The organism is Bradyrhizobium sp. CCBAU 53351 (assembly GCF_015291745.1).
Taxonomy (GTDB): Bacteria; Pseudomonadota; Alphaproteobacteria; order Rhizobiales; family Xanthobacteraceae; genus Bradyrhizobium.
Genome location: NZ_CP030059.1, coordinates 1,688,069 through 1,711,175 on the forward strand (window position 1 = coordinate 1,688,069; position 23,107 = coordinate 1,711,175).

9 protein-coding genes are annotated in these 23,107 nt (G+C 62.5%); 4 read left to right on the plus strand and 5 right to left on the minus strand.

Features of this window, described 5'->3' with window-relative positions; genetic code table 11:
* Positions 1-713 precede the first annotated feature (713 nt).
* Positions 714-13,550, plus strand: coding sequence for a VCBS domain-containing protein (locus tag XH83_RS08045; protein ID WP_194406483.1), 12,837 nt, complete (start codon positions 714-716; stop codon positions 13,548-13,550).
* Positions 13,551-13,734: 184 nt separating this feature from the next.
* Here XH83_RS08045 and XH83_RS08050 read toward each other — a convergent pair whose 3' ends face one another.
* Positions 13,735-13,998, minus strand: coding sequence for a hypothetical protein (locus tag XH83_RS08050; protein ID WP_194406484.1), 264 nt, complete (start codon positions 13,996-13,998; stop codon positions 13,735-13,737).
* A 578-nt stretch (positions 13,999-14,576) separates the two neighbouring features.
* On the opposite strand from XH83_RS08050, the gene XH83_RS08055 reads away from it, so the two are divergent.
* Positions 14,577-14,843: a hypothetical protein gene (locus tag XH83_RS08055; RefSeq protein ID WP_194406485.1), complete on the plus strand. Its 267-nt coding sequence runs from the start codon at positions 14,577-14,579 to the stop codon at positions 14,841-14,843.
* A gap of 76 nt (positions 14,844-14,919) precedes the next feature.
* Here the strand turns inward: XH83_RS08055 and XH83_RS08060 are convergent, their stop codons facing one another.
* Positions 14,920-15,657 (minus strand): metallophosphoesterase family protein, encoded by a 738-nt coding sequence (locus tag XH83_RS08060; protein ID WP_194408198.1) that lies wholly within the window; start codon positions 15,655-15,657, stop codon positions 14,920-14,922.
* A 614-nt stretch (positions 15,658-16,271) separates the two neighbouring features.
* Here XH83_RS08060 and XH83_RS08065 point away from each other — a divergent pair.
* The gene (locus XH83_RS08065; protein WP_194406486.1) at positions 16,272-17,702 is read left to right on the plus strand and encodes an undecaprenyl-phosphate glucose phosphotransferase; all 1,431 of its coding nucleotides are present in this window, start codon (positions 16,272-16,274) and stop codon (positions 17,700-17,702) included.
* A 42-nt stretch (positions 17,703-17,744) separates the two neighbouring features.
* On the opposite strand, the gene XH83_RS08070 is transcribed toward XH83_RS08065, so the two are convergent.
* From XH83_RS08070 to XH83_RS08080, 3 genes are all read right to left on the minus strand, one after another.
* Entirely contained in the window at positions 17,745-18,032 is a 288-nt protein-coding gene (locus tag XH83_RS08070; RefSeq protein WP_194406487.1) for a hypothetical protein, read from the minus strand.
* A gap of 418 nt (positions 18,033-18,450) precedes the next feature.
* A complete protein-coding gene (locus tag XH83_RS08075; protein WP_194406488.1) occupies positions 18,451-20,685 on the minus strand; it encodes a Wzz/FepE/Etk N-terminal domain-containing protein in 2,235 nt (744 codons plus the stop codon).
* Between the two features lie 31 nt (positions 20,686-20,716).
* Positions 20,717-21,208 (minus strand): hypothetical protein, encoded by a 492-nt coding sequence (locus tag XH83_RS08080; protein WP_246776435.1) that lies wholly within the window; start codon positions 21,206-21,208, stop codon positions 20,717-20,719.
* A 689-nt stretch (positions 21,209-21,897) separates the two neighbouring features.
* On the opposite strand from XH83_RS08080, the gene XH83_RS08085 reads away from it, so the two are divergent.
* A complete protein-coding gene (locus tag XH83_RS08085; protein WP_246776436.1) occupies positions 21,898-23,100 on the plus strand; it encodes an acyltransferase in 1,203 nt (400 codons plus the stop codon).
* Positions 23,101-23,107: the final 7 nt, after the last annotated feature.

Genomic DNA, 23,107 nt, shown 5'->3' on the forward strand with positions numbered 1-23,107 from the left:
AGAATGACGTTGCTCTGCTCGAACCAGATTTATTTCGGTGCAGGTTCTCCGCCTGCAGCGTCGATCCGCAGTGAGATCTGGGTGCGGCAGAGTGTCGCAGGCACCGCAGGGGGACAGGGCGAGCCTCGCATCCCGGCGCCATCAGCGGTGGTAGCTCATTTGCTCGGCATCTTGGGCGATCTCCTCGCGCCGGTCGCGACGCGAAGGGCGATCGCTTCGTTCCAGCCCTTATTGTGCTGTAGTCCGGGAAAGCTTCGATTCCCCGTTTTGCTGAAATCGGGCGCGACCGCCGGTAGGGTGCGCGCGCATTCCAAGCTGCGCTGTCCAGTCCACACTCCTCTTAAGGTTAGCCGCTGTGCTGTCTTGACGCAGTCACGCAACAGTGGAAACAATTTGCAATTATCAGAAAAGCTTTTTCGACGTTCGGAAATAGCAATTTCGAGAATTCAGGCGACGCCGAGCAACGGAGCGAAGCGTCGAACGATAACAAGACCACGTCATTTCAAACTCACGCCGTTGGGCTGACGGCGAACCCAAGAAATCAAAAAGGTTACGGGAGGGGGCTCACCATGAGCGACCGCACGACGTCACGCGTCTGGTCCATATCGCGTTCTGCTTTCGACGATTGAAGATCTCTCCATCCGCACAACGCGACGCCGCTTCCGCGCGCTCGCGAACAATGCCTGTTGCCATATCGAGAAAGATGAATTGCCATGATCATTAACGGCACCAATGCAAACGATCAGATCGCCGGCACCAGCTCGACCGATATCATCAATGCGAAGAACGGCGACGATACCGTCGGCGCTGGGGCAGGGAATGATCTCGTTCAGGGCGGCAACGGCAATGACAACATCAATGCCGGTGCGGGCAACGACATCGTCGACGCCGGAAATGGCAACGACACCGTGGATGGCGGCACCGGTAACGACATCATTTTCGGCGGCAACGGCAACGATACGCTGCTCGGTGGGGCGGGCAACGATCTGATCTCCGGCGACAACGGCGACGATATCATCGACGGCGGCGCCGGCACCGACATCATCAGCGGCGGCAATGGCAACGACATCCTGATCTACCGCGTGTCGGAAAACGTGGGCTCTGTCGACATCTACGATGGCGGCAAGGGCCAGGACACGCTCCGCCTCGTTGTCACGCAAGCGATGGCGAACTCGGCTTCGTTCAGGTCCGATCTTGCGGCCATCCAGGCCCTCATCGCGCGCTATGGCAGCGCGGACTATGCGTTCAGGAGCTTCGACCTCGCCGTCGCCTCGATCGAAAAGGTCGAAATCGTCATCGAGGGCCCGACCAATCACGTGCCGGTCGCAGTCGCGGACACCGCCTCCGTCAAGGAGGACGTGACGACGGTTGCCAGCGGCAATCTGCTCGCAAACGACACGGACGCCGATGCCGGTGATACCCACACCGTGTCGGCCGTAGCAGGGGGCACGGACAACGGCACCACGATCACCGTCGCCGGTACCTATGGAACGCTGGTGGTCACCAAGGCGACCGGCGCCTACACCTACACGCTGAACAATTCCAGCGCCGCCGTGCAAGCGCTCGCTGCGGGCCAGCAGGCGATGGAGCAGTTCACCTACACGAATGCCGACAATCACGGTGGAACGGGCTCGTCGACGCTCACGGTGGCCATCACGGGCAGCAACGACGCGGCCACGATCACAGTATCGGGGAGCCAGGATATTTCAGTGACCGAGGCCGGGAGCGGTGTCGGCGATCCCAACGCGTCGGGCCAGCTTGCGGTGAACGATGTCGACAGCGGCCAAGCCCATTTCGCGGTCCCGGCCTCGCTCGCCGGCACCTATGGCAATTTCACATTCAATGCGGCGACGGGCGCGTGGACCTATACGCTCGATCCCGTGAAGTCGAACCCGCTGACCGCAGGGCAGCAGGTCACCGACACCCTGACGGTCGTCTCCGCCGACGGCACCGCCACCCGCGACATCGTGGTGAACATCACGGGCACCAACGATGCCGCCGTGATAGGCAATCTCGTTCAACACGATGTCACTGAGGACGGCGTCCTGACGGCGTCCGGCACGCTGTCGATCAACGATGTCGATCAGAACCAGAATTCGTTCCAAACCGTTGTCGCTTCGGGGCCCGGCAATCTCGGGTCGCTGATGATCGGCGCCAACGGGGACTACAGCTATTCGGTCGCCAACGGCTCCGTTCAATATCTCGGCCAGGGCGAGACCCGCGACGAGACCTTCACAGTCAAGGCTCTGGACGGCACGACCAAGAACGTGACGTTCACGATCCACGGCGTGAACGATGCGGCGGCCATCGGTGGCCCGACCCAGCATGACGTCACTGAGGACGGCCAGCTAACCGCATCCGGCCAGCTATCTATCAGCGATGCCGACCAGAACCAGGCCGCGTTCCAGGCCGATGAGATCACGGCAGCCGGCAACCTCGGCAAGGTGACGCTGCAGGCCGATGGCCACTACAGTTATTCCGTCGACAATTCCGTGATCCAGTATCTCGGCGCCAACGACGTCAAGACGGAGACTTTCACGGTCACCTCCGTCGACGGCACGACCAAGAACATCAGCTTCGACATCCACGGCGCGCAGGACGCGCCGGTTCTGAACGTTCAGGACTCATCGGGCGCTGCGGACGGCAACATCACGCTGAATATCGCGGCGGCCAAGATCGACCAAAGCAGCACCTTGTCGCTGAAGATCGAGGGTGTGCCGTCGAGCTTTGCGGTTCAGAACGGCGCAGCGCTCGGCGACGGCACCTGGCTGTTGACCGGCGATTCGATTCAGAACGTCGTCCTGATCCCGAGCCATGCCGTCGGCAGCCCCGATCCGTTCACCCTGCACGTCACCGCCATCTCCGACGACGGCGTTCATCAGGCGGTGAGCTCGGCCGAGCTCTCGCTGAGCGTGACACCCGGTGCCAACGAGATCAACGCGCTGGATATCGACGGCTATATCGGCGGCGCGACCGTGTTTGCCGACGCCAACAACAATGGAATACTCGACGCGGGCGAGGCGTTCACGACGACGCGGGCTGACGGCAGCTTTACTTTGGCGGGCGGATCCGGTCCGCTCGTGAGTATCGGCGGTGTCGACATTTCGACGGGATTGCAGGTCGCCGGCGTGCTGAGGGCGCCGGAAGGGTCCACCGTCATCACGCCGCTCACGACCTTGATCGTCGCACTGGTCGACAGCACGGCAAATGATGAGCACCCGCTGACGGTGGACCAGGCCATCAACGCCATTGCGGCCGCGTTCAACGTCGATCTCGCCGCTGATCCCCAAAATCCCATTGACTTGCTGTCGTACGACCCGGTGCCCGCCGCGGTGGGGGGCGATGCGACCGCGACCGCGGTGCTTGCGGCGGCCATCCAGGTCCAGAGCACGGTGGCGCAGATCGCGGCTGTCGGGGTCGCGCCGGACGCGGTGATCGCCGCGATCGCGGACGCCGTTGCGACCGCTCAGGCCGATCCGGACAATCCGCTGCCCTTCAATCTCAGCTCGCAGGAAACGGTGGAGAGCGTCGTCTCGTCGGCCGGCGTCAGTGCGGCCGCCGCCGCGACGGTTGTGGAGGTCGTTGCTGCCGCGAACGACAGCATTCAGTCGGCCACCAACGTCACCGAGCTGGCGCAAGCCGGCCAGGTCGCCCAAGGCGCTGCCGCCGACCAACTGGCTGCGACCAATTTTTCGGATCAAGGTTCCATCGATCTGCTGACGGACCGCTTTGTCGACAATCTCGACACGGAGGTTTCGAATGCCGTGCTGACCCCGGTTGGGAACGCCGTGTTCGGCTCGCTCGGCGACGACGTCCTTTCGGGCGGAATCGGCAACGATCTGATCGACGGGCAGGACGGAAACGATCGTCTCAACGGCGGTGACGGAAACGACATCCTCTTCGGCGGCGCCGGCAGGGACTATCTCAGCGGCGGCTCGGGTGACGATATTCTCGACGGCGGCCCGGGCTTCGACCGCGCCGTCTATACCGACGCAACCGGCGGCGTCACGATCGATCTCGCAGCGGGAACAGCGTCCGGCGCAGGCGTGGGCACAGACACACTCGTCAACATCGAAGCAGCCATCGGCAGCAATTTTGACGATACGTTCAACGGAGCCGGCTTCACCGGCGACGCCCATGTCCCGGGTAGCCCCGTCGGCTACAACGAGTTCGAAGGCAAAGGCGGCGATGACACCATCATCAGCAACACCAACAGCCAGGGAGCGGAGCTGACGCGCGTCTCCTATGTCAGCGCCACCGGGGCGGTAACGGTGGATCTCGCCGCCGGTTATGCGCAAGGTGATGCGTCGGTGGGCCACGACACCTTGGTCGGGTCCGGCTTCAACGGCGCCTGGGGATCCGCCTACAACGACACGATTCTGGGCAGCAACAATCCGATGTTCACCGCTGAGGTCTACGCGGGCCTTGCGGGCAACGACTACATCGACGGCCGCGGCGGCTATGACCGCGTGGATTACAACGTCGATCCGAACACCACGACGGGAATTACGGTCAATCTCGCCGCCGGATCGGTGACCGGCGATGCGACCATCGGATCCGATACGTTGCGCGGGATCGAGGCGATCCGCGGCACCAACTTTGCTGATACCTACAATGCCACCGGCTTCGGCTCAGGCAGCATCAATGCCGGCTCGAGCGGGACGTTCAACGAGTTCACCGGCAACGGCGGTGACGACACCATCACCGGCAACGGCTTCACGCGGCTCGGGTTCAACAACGCGACCGCCGGGGTCCAGGTCGACTTCGTCACCGGCATTGCCACCGGCGATTCATCCGTCGGCACCGACCAATTCACCGGCGTCAACGCCGTCCAGGCGTCGATGTTCGACGACACGCTGCTGGGCGGTGCGACCAACGACACGTTCACCGGCCTTGCGGGCAACGATTACATTGACGGCCGTGGTGGCTTCGACGTCTCGTCCTACAACAACATCTTCTTCATCACGGGAAGCATCACCGTCGATATGGCGGCCGGTATCGTCACCGGAGATGCGTCGAACGGCACGGATACACTTCGGTCGATCGAGGGCATTCAGGGCACCAACTTCAACGATACCTACGATGCGACCGGTTACGGCGTGACCGGCGCCAATACCGGCAACAACGGAACCTTCAACCAGTTCGAAGGCCTCGGTGGGGACGACGTCATCACCGGTAACGGCAACACGCGCCTCATCTTCGCCAATGCGACCGGCGGGGTGACCATCAACCTCGCGGGCGGCACCGCGACCGGCGACGGCTCGACCGGTCAGGACACCTTCACGGGTGTCAACAGCGCGCTCGGCGGCAATTTTGCCGACGTTTACGACGCGACGGGGTTCACCGGCCCCAACGCGAACTTCAATTCATTCCAGGGCAACGGCGGCAACGACGTCATCTCCGGCAACGGCAATACGCAGATCCAGTTTGGCAACGCGACCGGCGGTGTGAGCGTCAACCTCACTGCAGGCACGGTCGACGGCGACGGCTCGGTCGGCCATGACACCATCACCGGAGGCGTGTTCAACGTCCTCGGGTCCAACTTCAACGACACCATTATCGGCAGCGGCAGCAACGACAGTCTCTCCGGCAGCAACGGCAATGACACCCTGGACGGCCGTGCCGGCAACGACTTCCTCAGCGGCGGCGCCGGCGCGGACATCTTCGTCTACGCGACCGGCGGCGGCTTCGATTTCGTCCAGGACTTCGTCCATGGCCAGGACAAGATCGATCTGACCGGCGTCTACGGCATCTTCAGCCTTACCGATTTGCAATCACATGCAGTTCAGAGCGGTCCCAACACGGTCATCACGTTCAGCTCGGTCGATCGCCTCACGCTTCAGAACGTCAATCTGAGCAGCCTGACGGCGAGCGACTTCCTGTTCGGCACGCCGGCCGCGCCGATCGTCGGCGACGGCAACGCGAACGACCTCGTCGGCACCGCCAATGCCGAAACCATCAGCGGTCTCGGCGGCAACGACCGCCTCCAGGGCCTCGGCGGCAGCGATCTCCTCGATGGCGGCTCAGGCTTCGACCGTGCCATCTATACTGACGCGACCGGCGGCATCGCCGTCAACCTCGCGGCTGGCACCGCCTCGGGACCGGGGGTCGGCACGGATACGCTCGTCAACATCGAGGGCGCTGTCGGCAGCAATTTTGCAGACACGTTCAGCGCGGCCGGATTCACCGGCTCGACCGGTCTGCCCGGCGTCGCCGCCGGGCAGAGCGAGTTCGAAGGGCGCGGCGGTGATGACGTCGTCGTCGGTGATCTCAATGCCCTGGGGCAGGCGGTCACGCGGCTGTCCTATCTGAGCGCGAGCAGCGCAGTCACGGTCGACATCGGCGCGGGGACCGCAGATGGCGATGCCTCCGTCGGTCATGACAGCTTCTCCAACGTCTCGACGATCTGGGGCTCGGCCTCCAACGACACGTTCTACGGCAGCGACAATGCGGCCTTCACCTACGAGACCTATGAGGGTCGCGGCGGCGACGACTATATCGATGGCCGGGGCGGCTACGACCAGGTCACCTATAACTCCGACACGACGACCACCTCAGGCATCTATGTTCACCTCGCCGCGGGCACCGTGAACGGCGATGCGACCGTCGGCACCGACACGATCCGCAACGTCGAGGCCGCCCGCGGCACCAATTTCGACGACACGTTCGACGCGACCGGATTCGGTCTGGCCGGGGCGACCAATGTCGGCTCGTCCGGCGCCTTCAACGACTTCGCCGGCGCCGGCGGCAACGACACCATCATCGGCAACGGCTCCACCCGCCTGAACTACCAGATCGCCGCCTCGAGCGTCAGCGTCGACCTCGAGACCAGCCCCGTGGGAACCACCACGGCGCTCACCGTTGCCGGCAGCGCGAGCGGTGCGACCGAAGGCACCGACAGCTTCACCGGCGTCAATGCGGTGCAGGGCTCGACCTTCTCCGACACGCTGCTGGGCAGCAGCTTCAGCAACAACTTCACGGGGCTCGGCGGCGACGATTATATCGACGGCCGCGGAGGGTTTGACACCGCGATCTACAACAGCCTCAGCACGGTCACGGGTGGCGTCACCATCGACATGGCGGCGGGCACGGCGAGCGGCGATGCTTCGATCGGCACCGACACGCTGCGCTCGATCGAGGGCATTCAGGGCACGGCCTACGCCGACAGCTATGTGGCGACAGGCTACGGACAGGCCGGTGCGCTCAATATCGGCAACAACGGCGGCTTCAACCAGTTCGAGGGCCTCGGCGGCGACGATCAGATCACCGGTAACGGCAGCACACGCCTGCTCTACACGAACGCCACCGGCGGCGTCACGGTCAGCTTGAATGCCGGCTCGGTCACGGGGGACGTGTCGGTCGGGCATGACTCCTTCGCAGGCGTCAACAGCGTCTATGGCAGCAATTTCGCCGACACTTACGACGCGACCGGCTTCATCGGCTTCAATTCCTTCCAGGGCCAGGGTGGTAACGACACCATCACCGGCAACGGCAGCACGCAGCTGCTGTTCGCCAACGCCACCGGTGGCGTTGTCGTCGATCTCGCCAGCGGCACTGTTAGCGGGGATGCCTCGGTCGGACATGACACCATCACCGGTGGCGTGAACAGCGTGTCCGGCTCGGGCTTCAACGACACGCTGAAGGGCGGCAGCGGCGCCGACAATCTGCTCGGCAACGGCGGCGCCGACACCTTCGTGTATGTGAGCGGCGGCGGTGCGGATTTCATCGGCGACTTCTCGCATGGGCAAGCCGACAAGATCGACCTTTCGGGCGCTGGCATCTACAATCTCGCCGACGTTCAGGCGATCGCCTCGCAGCAGGGGTCGAACACCTTCATCAATTTCGGCAATGGTGATAGCCTGACGCTGCAGAACGTCAATCTGGCGAACCTCACGGCTGCGGATTTCATCTTCGCGCCCGGCGTTCACTTGATCGGCGATGCCAATGCGAACACGCTGGTCGGCACGGTCTATGCCGACAATTTGAGCGGCCTTGGCGGCAACGACGTCCTGCAAGGCCTCGGCGGCAACGACCTGCTCGACGGCGGCCAAGGCTTCGATCGCGCCGATTATGGTGATGCGACGGGAGGCATTACTGCCAATCTCGCGGCCGGTTCGGTGACCGGCCCGGGTGTTGGAACCGACGCGTTGACGAATATCGAGGGTATCCTCGGCAGCAACTATGCCGACATGTTCAACGCGGCCGGGTTCACCGGCTCGACCGGCCTGCCGGGCGTCGCCGCCGGCCAGAGCGAGTTCGAAGGGCGCGGCGGTGATGACGTCGTCGTCGGCGATCTCAACCCTCTGGGGCAGGCGGTAACCCGGCTGTCCTATCTGAGCGCAACCGGTGCGGTCAGTGTCGACATCGGCGCGGGGACCGCGGATGGCGATGCCTCCGTCGGTCACGACACCTTCTCCAACGTCTCGACGATCTGGGGCTCGGCCTCCAACGACACGTTCTACGGCAGCGACAATGCTGCCTTCACCTACGAGACCTATGAGGGGCGCGGCGGCGACGACTATATCGATGGCCGGGGCGGCTACGACCAGGTCACCTATAACTCCGATACGACGACCACCTCAGGCATCTATGTTCACCTCGCCGCGGGCACCGTGAACGGCGATGCGACCGTCGGCACCGACACGATCCGCAACGTCGAGGCCGCCCGCGGCACCAATTTCGACGACACGTTCGACGCGACCGGATTCGGTCTGGCCGGGGCGACCAATGTCGGCTCGTCCGGCGGCTTCAACGACTTCGCCGGGGCCGGCGGCAACGACACCATCATCGGCAACGGCTCCACCCGCCTGAACTACCAGATCGCGGCCTCGAGCGTCAGCGTCGACCTCGAGACCAGCGTCGTGGGAACCACCACGGCGCTCACCGTTGCCGGCAGTGCGGTCGGCGCGACCGAGGGCACCGACAGCTTCACCGGCGTCAATGCGGTGCAGGGCTCGACCTTCTCCGACACGCTGCTCGGCAGCAGCTTCAGCAACAACTTCACGGGTCTTGGCGGCGACGACTACATCGACGGCCGCGGCGGCTTCGACACCGCGATCTACAACAGCCTCAGCACGGTCACGGGTGGCGTCACCATCGACATGGCGGCGGGCACGGCAACCGGCGATGCCTCGATCGGGACCGACACGCTGCGCTCGATCGAGGGCATTCAGGGCACCAGCTATGCCGACAGCTATGTGGCGACAGGCTACGGACAGGCCGGTGCGCTCAATATCGGCAACAACGGTGGCTTCAACCAGTTCGAGGGCCTGGGCGGTGACGATCAGATCACCGGTAACGGCAGCACACGCCTGCTCTATACGAACGCCACCGGCGGCGTCACGGTCGGCTTGAATGCCGGCTCGGTCACGGGTGACGTGTCGGTCGGGCATGACTCCTTCGCAGGCGTCAACAGCGTCTATGGCAGCAATTTCGCCGACACTTACGACGCGACCGGCTTCATCGGCTTCAATTCCTTCCAGGGCCAGGGTGGTAACGACACCATCACCGGCAACGGCAGCACGCAGATCCTTTTCGCGAATGCGACCGCCGGCGTGATCGTCAACCTCGCGAACGGGACCGCGGACGGTGACGCTTCGGTGGGTCACGACACCATCGTGGGAGGGGTGACCAACGTTTCCGGCTCGAACTTCAACGACACGATCACCGGGTCCAGCGGCAACGATCAGCTGTTCGGCAACGGCGGCAGCGACCTGCTCAGCGGCGGTGCCGGCAACGACGCCCTGAACGGCGGCATTGGTGCGGACACCTTTGTCTATACCACCGGTGGCGGCGCCGATGTCATCGGCGACTTCCTGCAGGCGGACGCCGACAAGATCGACCTCACGGGGGTGCCCGGCATCTCGACCCTCGCGGACATTCAGGCGCTCGCCACACAGCAGGGACCGAATACGGTCATCGACTTCGGCAATGGCGACACCCTCACGCTGCTGAACGTGACGCTGTCGAACCTCACGGCTGCCGACTTCATCCTCGGCCAGGGCGTGCATCTCACCGGCGACGCCGGCGCAAATACGCTGGTCGGCACCGCCTATGCCGACAACCTGAGTGGTCTCGCCGGCAACGACCGCCTGAAGGGCCTCGACGGCAATGATCTGCTCGATGGCGGCCTCGGCTTCGACCGCGCCGACTATGTCGCGGCAACCGGAGGCATTACCGCAAATCTCGCGGCAGGCTCCGTGACCGGACCAGGCGTCGGCACTGACACGCTGGTGAACGTCGAGGCCATCGTGGGCAGCGACTATGCCGACACGTTCAACGCGACCGGCTTTGCGGGCGATACCGGCATTGCCGGCACCAATGTGGGCTTCAACGAGTTCGAGGGCCGTGGCGGGAACGACAGCATCACGGGCGCGACCAACAGCCTGGGTGCTCTGCTGACGCGCATCTCCTACGCCAGCGCAACGGGCAGCGTGACCGTCGATCTGGCGGCCCATTCGGCGATCGGAGATGGTTCGGTCGGCACCGATACGTTGGTCGGTTCGGGCTTTGGCGGTGTTGTGGGTTCCGGATTTGCCGACCAGCTGCTCGGCAGCAGCAATGGCCCCGGCACCGTGGAGATCTTCGAAGGCCGCGCCGGCGACGACTTCATCGACGGCAGGGCTGGCTTCGACCGGGCGGATTACGCGCTCGACCCGGACGCAGTGGGCGGGATCAACGTTCAGCTGGCCTTGGGAATTGTGACCGGTGACGCCGCGACGGTCGGCACCGACACGCTGCGATCGGTCGAATCCGTGCGCGGCTCGACCAAAGCCGACACGTTCAATGCCGTCGGCTTCGGTGCGGGCAGCACAAATGCCGGGTCCAACGGGACCTTCAACGAATTCATCGGCATGGGAGGTGACGACAACATTATTGGCAACGGAAACACGCGCATTGCCTTCACCAACGCAACCGGCGGGGTGATCGTCGATCTGCTGGCAGGCACCGCGAGTGGCGACCTCTCCACGGGCAACGATACGTTCAGCGGCGTCAACGCCGTGATGGGGTCGATGTTCAACGACACCATCCGCGGCAGCAACATTACAACGGCAACGGAGACGTTCACCGGCTTTGCCGGCGACGATTTCATCGACGGCCGCGGCGGATTCGACATCGCCAGCTACAACAACCTCTACTTCTCGACCGGACCTGTCACCATCGACTTCACGGTGGGCACCGCGACCGGCGACGCCTCGATCGGCAACGATACGCTCCGCGGGATCGAGGGGGCCCAGGGCACCAACTTCAACGATGTCTTCACGGCCACGAATTTCGGCGCCGTCGGCTTCCAGAATGCCGCGACCAACAACGTCGGCAACAACGGCAATTTCAACCAGTTCGAAGGTTTGGCCGGCAATGATACGATCACCGGCAACGGTAACACCCGTATCATTTATTCCAGCGCGACCGATGCAGTCACCATCAACCTGCAGGCGGGGACGGCGACCGGCGGCAGCTCGATCGGCACCGACAGCTATGTCGGCGTCAACAGTGCCACCGGTAGCAACCTGAACGACACTTACAATGCCACAGGCTTCACCGGCGTGACCTCGGCCGGATCGTTCGGCACCTTCAACCTGTTCGAGGGGCTGCTCGGCAACGACACCATCACCGGTAACGGCAATACGCGGGTCTCGTATTCCCAGGCGAGTGGCAGCGGCGTCTCCGTCGACCTGTCGACCGGAATTGTGAGCGGTGCGGCTGGCGCCGACGTCATCACGGGCGGCGTCAACAGCGTGCAGGGTTCGAACCAGGTCGATACGCTGGTCGGTGGCTCAAATAACGAGTTCTTCTTCGGCGGCGGCGGTGGCGACACCATCAACGCGGGTGGTGGAAACGACGGCATCACCGGCCAGGGCGGCGACGATGTGATCGACGGCGGCGCCGGCACCGACATGGTGATCTTCTCGGGTGCGCAATCGCAATACAACGTCACCATGGCCTCAACCATCCAGGTTCAAGATACAGTTGCGGGCCGCGACGGCACCGACACCTTGACCAATGTCGAAGTGCTGCAGTTCAGCGATGGCATCGTGCTGCTGTCCTCGGGCACATCGGGGAGTCCGATCGATCTTTCCGCGCAGCAATTCTCCAACTCGGCGCCCGTGATCGGAACGGCCGGAGACGATTATCTTCGCGTCGGAGCCAACATCTTCGGGCACCAGCTCAATCTGGGAGCGGGGACTGCAGACACCGTCCTGCTCAACGGCACCTTTGGTAACGGTTACACGCTCAATCTCGCGGGGGTCGAAAACCTCGTCGGCACCGGCAACGACGAGTTCGTCAACCTCACGATGAATGCCAACGGCCTGGTCGTCGACCTCGGCGGCGGCAATGATCAGCTCAATCTCGCGGGCGGGGCAAATACGCTCAGCCTGATCGGCGTCGACGGAATCGCGGGAACGGATTTCGGAGCGACGCCCGGCGTCAACGACGTGCTCACCCTGTCGACGACCGTCACGGGCCTGAACATCAGCCTCGGCAACGGCGACAACACGATGAACCTCGCTGCCGGCGCCAATTCGTTCGTGAACATCTACGATGTCAACCACGTGAACGGCATGGCGGGTGACGACATCCTGACCGTTACCGGTGCGATCGGCGCGGCCAACGGCGTCGCGATCGACCTCGGCGATGGCGATGATACGGTCGCCTTCAACGGAAACTTCGCGTCCTTCGCCGCGATGGGCATCGAGCACATCATCGGCAATGCAGGCGACAATTCGGTCAGCCTGACGAACAACGTCAACGGCATCGCCATCGATATGGGCGGCGGAACCGATTTGGTGTCCCTCGCCAATGGCGTCAATTCGCTCAGCATCAATGGCGTCGAGAACCTCAACGGCAGCGACTTTACCGGCAATCTCCATCCGTCGGACGATATGGTCACACTGCTGAACACCGTGTCCGGCGTGACGGTCAATCTCGGAGAAGGGACGGCCAACGTCCTCAATCTCGCCGAGGGCAGCAATTCGTTCGACAATCTGTGGAACGTGAACCTGCTCAACGGCAGTTCGTCGGATGACGTTCTGACGCTGCAGGGCAGCCCGGCGAACGTGATCGATCTCGGCGACGGCAACGACACTCTGAACTTCAATTCGAATGTCTACGACATCACCGTGACCAATGTCGAAACCGTCAATGCCGCCGCGAATTTCGACCGGATCACGATCGGCAACACGTCGGGCAACACGACGGTTACGGCCGGCGCAGGTGCGGACGAGATTTACGCCAGCGCGGGCCATGACAACTTCCGCTTCGTCAGCACAGCAGACTCCGCCGCCGGTGCTGCCGACACCATCCACAATTTCGACGCGGGCAATGACAGCTTTACGTTCTCGGGCATCAGCGTCGCCGGCGGTCACATCGAGTATGTGGACGGGGCGGCCCTGCTCGGCGGAAACCAGGCTTCGGCCCATTTGCAGAGCTTCGGGCCGGGTAACGACTATCTCCAGATCGATATCGATGGCGATGGAACGAGTGACATGGACGTGAACCTGCAGAATGCCAGCGGCACGCTGCACAATGGGAACTTCTTGGTCAGCTAGCGGCCATCGACCTTGGAGGGCCCCGGTCCATCTGGCTCCGGGGCCGGCGCTTCCAGCCCTGGAGCCCAAACGCGTGGGTGCTCTCGAGGGCCGCGGCGGATCGCCTCTCTCAAACAAAACCGCCGCCCCCGTTGGCCGGTGGGGCGGCAGTTGTTAGGCTTAGCTCAGCGGGGCGCAGTCGAACTCAGCGGACGTACCAATATCCCCACCAGCGATGGGATACGGGCCGTGCCTGCGCCTTCATGGCTGCAACTTCTTCGACCGGACGGAGCTGGGGACCATAGATCGCGGGCGGGTAAACATCATCCCACAGCACGACGCCGCCCTGGACGGCGGCCGCCCGGTGTGACGGAGCAAGCGCGAGCTCGGCGGCCGGCGCGACGGAGCCCGTTACGCCGAGGCCAATGGCGGCGAGGGCAATGGATGGAATAAGGGCGCGGAAGTTCATTGGATTTGAATCCCTCTGAAATGAGATGCGAAATAATGCGACGGCTGCCGGACGGTTGCAAGGGCGTGGGCTGGCCGGTTGCCCGAAATTTCTCGTGTGAGGGAAGGCCGTCGGGCTTGCCGACTGCAACCGGCTTGGCGGGTCCGGATCTGCGAGAACATTTCTCTATATAGAGTGCGTCTCATGGAAAAATCCTGATCGCTGCGATCGATGCACGCGAGACTGCGCTGCATGCACGCCAGAGGTCAGGCATGAACAATCTTTCGGCGCCCACAGTCGGAAAGAATCATGATGTCGACACACTGCTCGCTCTTGATAGGTCGCGGACTATCCAAGGCAACTCCCATGACTTCTGCATTCGTCTCCACTTTGATTTTCAGCGCTGGCCTCATCTCGGGATACGCGTTGCGCGCTTGGCGCGTCCAACGAAGTCCTGCGAACTCATCCCGTGGCGCCTCGCGTCGAACGGCCGGGCCGACTCCCACCACAACCTTCGGCCACGCCCGACGAGCGTTTTAGATGCCGTCTAGTTCTCTGTCGGCATCCAACTTCACGCTGAAACGAAGGGGCATGATGACATGAGCGAGCCCAAGAAGGACGCTCCACGACGCTACATTGCGGATGGCGCCGGACAGCGCGTGCTCGTTGGTCTGACGATCTCGGAGACCATCGAGTTCGAAGCGTTGGACAAGCCTGACGCCGACTTGATCGGCGAAATGGGGCGTGTCCGTCAGGCCCGGCACGGAGAGCGTTGGCTGGAGCTCTACGTCAAGCACGAGCGAGCGTGGAGCGACTGGATGGCGCAGACGCGTGCGCGGCCGGAGAATCCGCAATTGCTCAACTAGGGCTTGCCCGGAGCGGCGTACAACCAGTCTACGCCAGTGCGACCGACTCGCGCGTCAGCGGCAGGCCGTCGTCACCTCACACTGCGAGCATGCGGCTGCCCTGGATACTCATCAGGGTAAGGTTGCCGGTCGCATAGGCGCCGGTGTCGATGTTGACCCGGTTCGCCATGAATTCCGCACTGCGGACCGGCGTATGACCATGCACGATATATTTGCCGAACTGCTCCTCGCTCCGCAGGAATTCTTCGCGAATCCAGAGCAGATCGCGCTCGGTCTGCTCGGCAAGTGGAACGCCCGGGCGAACGCCGGCGTGAACGAAGAAGAAGTCCCCGCAACTGAAGCTCAGCCGCAAATCGTCGAGGAATTCCAGATGTTCGGTAGGCATTGCCCGAATCAAATCGCGCATGATCGACGCCGGCTCGTCGCGCTTCAGGTCCGGCGGGGCGAGCCCGTAGGACATCAACGTCTGGGCTCCGCCGACGGCAATCCAATCCTCGAACAATGAGGGGTCCTCGAACACCCTCACGAGAAACGCCTCGTGGTTTCCCTTGAGGAAGACCGCGTTTCCCCGCCGGCTCCGTTCGACCAGGACGTCGAGGGTGGCGCGCGTGTCCGGGCCGCGATCGATGTAATCGCCCATGAAGACCTCGATCGCATAGCGCGGCCGGCTCCGGGTCACGTCGGCGTCGATCACCCGCAACATGGGCTCGAGCAGATGCGCGCATCCGTGAATATCCGAGATCGCATAGATGCGGACTCCCTCCGGCAATTGCGGTTTGGGAATGGGTGGGCGGGGTCGGGCGAGAGATATCATGGCGCTCAATCGATCGGGTGGTCGAAAAATTTCCCCAAGTCGCCGGCACCGGAGAGCTTCCATCCAACACGAACAAAGCGAATTCGGCGAGGGAGCGTGCTTGTTCTCCGGCTCGATCACGCCAAAAGAAGGGCGCTGCATTTTTTGCCTACCTGGTTGTGCGACTGGCAGCGCCTCGGTCGGTCCGCACGATTGCATTGCTGAGTGCGGGAGGGCGGCAAAGTTGCATGCCTGAGTCAATTTTTCCGGACGCACGCCCAGATAGAAATCCGTCGGAATTCTCGCAAATGATTTCATCACCCTTCATCGCGCAATCGCGTCGCCCGAAAGATGAGCGACAAAGCGCTCGCGCGACGATCACGCATCGCGCTCGACGTGGAACTTGATTCAAAATAGGGCAACGCGCTCGCTCATATGTCATCACTGTGACGACATTTTCAGCGCAACGAAATTCGCTGCGCATTTCAACGCGGCGCATGATCCGTGCGCCGCAAAAGTTTTGCGTGCAGCGCCACAATGTCGCTGCGATCACGCAACACCTTCCGCGCGGGGAAGTGACGAGTCTTCAGCATCACGATGAGCGTCAGACACTCTCTCGATAGGCAGAGGTTCGAATGGCTGTTGCAACTTATGGTTCTGAAAACGCTCACACGCTGTCGTCGACGCGCGGTAGTGCTCTTCAGAGGCCATTTCAGATCGTCGTCATGGCGGCTGACTTTCTGCTGATCTTGTTGAGCTATGCCGCCGGGGCCTCGCTGTACGGTGCTGCCGTCGCTTCGCCCAATGACGGGGCTTCGGTGGGAGCGGGGTTGTTCGTCGGTGTGGTGTTCGTGGCGGTCGCCTATTTCCGGGACGTCTATGCCACGCACCGTCTGCTCAACATCGTCTGGCAGCTGCGTAAGGCGGTGTTTATCTGGCTGACGTCCCTGACGATCCTTGCCGTTGCGGCCTTCTTGCTGAAATCGACGGACAATCTATCCCGCGGCACCGTCATCGTGTTCGCTGTGATCGGCGGACTTGGCTTGATCAGCCTCCGCTTCGTCTGGCAGGCGGTGTTCGGCACGAGCTTTGCGAGAAGCCGGCTGGTCGATCGCAAGGTGATCCTGCTCAGCCTCAAGCCGCTCGACTTCACCTCGAGCCGCTTCAAGGACCTGCGGAGGAATGGCTTCGACGTGATGCGCCATTTCGTGCTCGGAGACGATCGGGATGACGGCCACTGGGAGCGGCAGATTCGCGACGTGATCCGTCAATCGCGCTCGGCTGACGTCGATGAATATCTGCTTGCGATCGACTGGAACGAATTGCCGATGCTCCGCAAGCTGGGGCCTTACTTACGCGCCGTCCCGCAGCCCATACGCCTGCTGCCGGACGACCCGGTCGCAGATCTCGTAGCCCGTCCGTTTCTGCCGGTCAGTGGAACCGTCGCGGTCGAAATCCAGCGGCCGCCTCTCACCATTCTCGAGCGGCTGCAAAAGCGCTGTTTCGACATTGGCGTGGCCCTGTTCGCACTTGTGATGCTGACACCGCTGCTGCTGACCGTCGCGGTGCTGATCAAGCTGGATTCCCCGGGAGCCGTCATATTCCGCCAGTCGCGCCGCGGCTTCAACGGTAGGCCGTTCGAGATCTGGAAGTTCCGGAGCATGACCGTTTGCGAGAACGGCGAAACGATTGCCCAGGCGACCAAACGGGATGCCCGGGTCACCAAGATCGGGCGCTTCCTTCGCATGACGAGCATCGACGAGCTGCCGCAGCTCTGGAACGTGCTGCGCGGTGATATGTCGCTGGTCGGCCCGCGGCCGCATGCGCTGGCCCATGACAATTATTATGACGAGCTGATCAGCAAGTACGTTTACCGGCACCACATGAAGCCGGGGCTGACGGGCTGGGCCCAGGTGAACGGGTTCAGAGGGGAGACGCCGACGATCGATCTGATGGAAAAACGGGTCGAGTACGACGTCTGGTACGTCAGCAATTGGAGTATCTGGCTCGACCTGAAGATCATGGCCCGCACGGCGTCCGCCGTGATGTTCCAGGAAGCCTACTGACCGTCCAATTTCCCGATGATCTGAAATTGCGAGCGCGAGAGGTCAGGTTCCATCTCGCGACGACCTGCCGAAGAGCCGCATGATTGCGGCGCGCAAGGCGAGCAACGGCGGTACCAGCACGAAGAATGCCCCCATCGCAACGGAAACGATGACATGGCGGATCGAGAAAGGTTCGTCCTGCTCGATGTCCCGTCGGCTCGGGTCGATGGGCGCCGGCGAGAGCGTGGTCGCCATCGGCTGCCGACGCACCTTGCGCGGAGGAACCACGATCAACACGAACAGGATGTTGAGCAGAACCCAAATAGTCAAAATCGTCAGGACGATCAGCATTCCGAGCCCGCCGGAAAAGAACTACAAATATGCGCCGAGCTTAGCCTCGGGGAACCCGGAAAGAAAGATGCCCAAAGTTTCGGCTGTTTGAGGCGTCGAAGACCGGATTGTCTCGTCTTATCGCTCGATGGTTGCCAATCGGCGCACTGTCCTAGCCATCGTCGTCCTCGTCAATCCTTGCTTTTGGCTAGAGCAATAGCTGCAAGTTGTGGATTCCGGGCGAATACGGAGGCCTGAGCCATCGGGGTGTGGCTTGCGTGTGGCTTGGGGGCGGCTTGGCGCAATCTCCGGCCCGATGCGAAGGCGCACGTGATCGCCTTCAGACGACAGTTCCGCAAAGCATGAAAAAGGCCCGCTGCCAAATGGCAACGGGCCCGAATTCGTGTCTGTTCGGCTGGGCGCTGCGCCGCGCCTCGGCCTAGGCGTGCTCGACGTAGTAGCTGTTGTGATGCTTGCCCTTATACGCCTCGATGCGCTTGAGCATCTTCGGGTTGGCGCGGTTGAGCACGGCACCGAGCAGCTTCTTCTGGAGGACTTCCGACCCGGAAATCGATTCCTGGAGCGCGCTTCGTGTCGTCTGCCCCCATTCGATCACGTAGACCATCGCGTCGATCAGCATGCTGACGGCCTTCGAGTCCGCCACCGGCATTACCGGGGCAAGGTCGATCACGATGTACTCGTAGTGCTCTCTCAGCACCTTGAGCAACTCGGCCATTGCCTTCGATCCGATGACGTCGGCCGAATTGACCATGCGGGACGCCACCACGGAGGGCAGGAAGTCCAGGCCCGTCTCCTTGCTTCGCTGCACATGGTAGCCGAGGCTCGCCGGATCGCTGAGAGCCTCCACCAATCCGCTCTTGGCATTGGGGGCGAGCTCGCGGGTGAGCGAGCGCGTGTGCAGGTCGCCGTCGATCAGGACCGTACGATGCCCGGTGAGGGCGATCAGCTGCGCGAAGTTGGCCGCCACCGTCGTCTTTCCTTCCTTGGGAAGGGAAGATACGATGCCGATCACCTTGATCTCGCGGGTCAGCCGCGCAACGTCGATCGACACCTTGATGTTGCGCAACGTCTCGGCAAACCGCGAGAACGGATGATCGACCACGTAGCGCGACAGATCCGCTGAGCTCGTCTTGGCCGACGTCGACGAAAGCAACGCGCCGGTCGTCGTTGGCGGGCGAATGTCGGGCAGGACCCCGAGGCACTTGACGCCGAGCTCGTCCTCGACCTCGCCGGGGGTCCGCAGGACGTCGCTGAGCAGTTCGCGTCCGAATGCGACGCCGAAGCCGAGGCAGAGGCCGCCGACCAGGCCTCCCACCAGCGCCAGCACCGTGCGCGGCGAGCTCTTGCGATCCGGCTTGGTGGCGGTGCTGATCAGGCGCGCCTCGCTGAGCGGAAAGCTCTGATTCTGCGTCGCGCTCTGCAGCTTCTCGAGGAAGCTGTTGTAGAGGTTTCGGTAGGTGTCCGCGGCGCTTTCGAGGTCGCGCAGCTTGACCGCGGCCTGGCCGGTATCGCCGGCCTGGGCGACGAGCTCTTTCACGTTCTTCTCGAGCGAGGCTTCCCGGCTCTTTGCGATCTCATAGTCGCTGCGATAGGCATCGCCGATCCGATGCAGCTCGTCGGCGATATTCTTGCGCAGCTCCTCCATCTTGTTGGCCAGATTGACCGCCGCAAGATGTTGCTTGCCATAGCGCCTCGACCAATCGGCATACTGGGCCTGGAGGTCTAGATATTGCGCGCGCAGGCGGGTGATGACCGAGTTGTTAAGAGCGTCGGTCACCGTCGATTGTGCGACGTCCTGGTCTGAAATCGCGTTGATCCGGTCGAGCCGGGCCTTGGCTTCGGCCGTCGATGCCCGCGCTTGAACCAGCTGGGTGTTGAGGTCCGACAATTGCTGCTCGGACATCAGGCCGCGGCTGGTCCCGACGATGTTGTTTTCGGCCTTGAAGGTCTGCACGGCGCGGTCGCTGGCGGTTGCCTGCTCGCTCAGCTCGAAGCTGCGCTGCTGCAGCCATTCGGTTGCCCGCTTGGTGGACTGATATTTGGCTTCCAGCGCGCCGACGAGATAGGCATTGGCGATGGCGTTGACGATCTTGGCCGCCTTGTCAGGGCTCCGCGAGCGATAGTTCATCGACAAGACATACGTCGTCAGGACGCGTTCCGTTCTCAGGTTCTTCTGAACCTGCTCCACCACGGCGTGCTCGAGACGCTCCTGGGACGCAGCTTCGCCGGAGCTGAACAGCGACATGACCTTGCCGAGGACGACGGACAGCAGGCCCGGACTGGAGCCATTGAATTCCGGATCGTCCGTTAGCTTCAGGCGACGGACGACCGAGAGAATCAGGTCGTCCGAATTGATGACCTCGACCTGGCTGTCGACGTAGCCGGTATCGATGAGGGCGCTGTTGGCGTTGCTGTCCTTGTCCAGCACCTGCGCCTGACGCGTATCCATCATGATACGGGCATTCGCCGTATACATCGGTTGCGCCGTCAACAGATAGATCATGACGAGGGCCAGCGCAGCGCCGGTGCACGCCGCGATGATCGGCCACTGCCGGCGCAGCACGTCGGCCACACGCTCGAAGCTGAGGACCGCTCCGCCAAACTCGATGCCGAATCTGTGTCCCGACTGGAAATGTTCTCTGGGTTGGTACATTGGTTGCTTCGCTGCCTCTGACGATGGCTGATCAGTTCGGAAGGGGGACGGGTTTGAAAGGATTGGCCAGCTTGGTCTTCCATTCGCCTTCGAGCAGCGCCCCGCCTCGGGACGGCTGCGTCGAACTCTTGGCTTGCGATTGAGCCTGGATGCCGGAGGCGTCGTCGCCCGCGGCGGCATAGCCTGATTGCACGTTGAGATCGCCGATCCGCTGCGTGAAATCCCTGATCTTGCGCGCCGCGTCCGGCTTCGTCGAGGTGCATCGCCCTTCGGCAATCTTCAGCGCGGCGCCGATGGCCGAACGGTCGGTTGCCGCCGAGGCCGAAATCAGGGTCTGCACGGAGGGCAACACCGACGGATTGGTCGCAATAAGGGTGGAGAGCCGGTATCTCAGCTTCTCCTTGTCATTGCGCAGTCGTTCCAGAAGCGAGGAGGGCGACTTGACGAACGTGTCGAGCTCGAGCTGCGAGGCACGATCCGAAAATTCGACGCACTGAGCGCGGCAAACATCGATGCTCGACACGACCAAGGCAAAGCCTGCCAAGACGATCGGTAGCCATCGTAGCCTTGCATGACGAATCATTGGTCCGCAGCCCATCCGTGTCCCTTGCTTCCTGTTGCATTAGGAGAACACGCGAAACCTGACAGGTAACTGTGTCAATTTTTGTGCGACGCAAAAGCCGAGTGCGCGTCGTCGATGACAACCGATGCATTGCCTGTTTTCCGATCGGTTGCAAAATGACGATATGCAATGCCTGCGAGATCGGCATGCTGGCGCCCAGGAATGTTGCAACTTGAAAACATATGAGGCGTTCGCACGTTCAGGAGTCGCAAGACAGCGTCGCAAAACCGACACAAGTCGCCGCGTGCGACATTGGTTCCCGACCCGCGGAAAATTATCGTCGCGACATTTGCGACAGGTGCGCATCGAGATATCAGCGCCGTTGTCGTCGCCATCATCGCAACAGCGCCGAATTTCGCGCACACTTTGCACGCAAATCGCAATCATCATGCCCGAATTGATTTGCGCGCCGACGCGCGGCGATCTCAAGCAAATAATGGCGTGAACTTGGCGCTCGCATGTCCGAATGACTGCGAGCTTTGAAAATATCGTCGATCGTCATGCGTCGAATGCGAGTCCGCGATCGCGGAGATTGAACACGCGCGAGTCCTGATACACACTGCTGCGGTGCAATAGTTGGGAATGTTGATGTGACGGAGTTGGTTCATCGTGAGAAGGCGCATGTCCTGCCGCTCGACAGCATCAGGGGCATCGCTGCGACGTCGGTGGTGATTCACCATCTGCTGCTGATGCCGACGTTCCTCGCAGCGTTCCCGCACAATGCGTGGATCAACTGCTCCTTCTTCAGAAGCTCCTGGCTGCTGGTCGATTTGTTCTTCGTTCTCAGCGGGATCGTCATGTCGCTCAGCTACGTCGAGAGCGACTTCGGCCGCTTTTCGCTGCGTGAGTTCATGGTGCGGCGCCTGGCGAGGGTCTATCCGTTGCACATCGTCATGCTGATGGCCAATCTGTTGTTTCGCCTCCTGCGCATCAGCCTGGTCATGGCGGGCGTCGTCGTGGCCGCGCCGGCCGCCTTCGAAGTGAACAATGCCTATTCCTTCGGTCTCAACGTCCTGCTGCTGCATTCGATGGGGTTCATCGACTATCTCAGCTGGAACGCGCCAAGCTGGAGCATCAGCGTCGAATTCTACACCTATCTGGTGTTTGGCCTGATCGTCCTCTTTGCCCAGCGCATGCGGTCCCTGCTCTGGTTCTACGTGCTCTGCGGCGCGCTTGCGGTCGCAAGCCTGGTCTTCATCATCTTCGGGCTCGACAAGAGGAGCCTCGGGCTTCAGACCGATTTCGGCATCCTGCGCTGCTTCGTGAGCTTCTTTCTGGGCGTGTTGACGGTCAGGATCGTTGACCGCCTGCCGGCCAAGCCGGGCCCTGCCGTGCAGGGCGCGCTGCAATTCGTCGCCATGATCGCCAGCATCGTGCTGGTGTCCCTGGCGGAGACCAGTCCTGCGTCGACCTTCCTCGCGCCCGTGACGTTTGCGATCTTCCTCGGCAGCCTGCTCGCCTTTCCGGATGCGCTGCTGGTGCCGCGGATTCTGGTGGCCAAGCCGCTGGTCTGGCTCGGGAAACGTTCCTACTCGATCTATATGGTGCACGCCCTCGTGGTGCTGCTGGCCGAGTATTTTGTGCGGGCGGTCGGGGCGGGGCGCATCGCCGCGCTGGATTCGGTCTGGGCCGGTCTGCCGGCCTCGCTGAATCTCGTGGTCTCGTTGGCCGCCGTGCTGGCGGTCTCCCACTTCACCTATCTCTACGTCGAAATCCCAGGCGGAAAGCTCATGCGGAACGCGCTCGGAAGCCGGCCCGATTTCTCGGCGTCCCCCGCGCGGCAGACGAACTGAGCCCGGC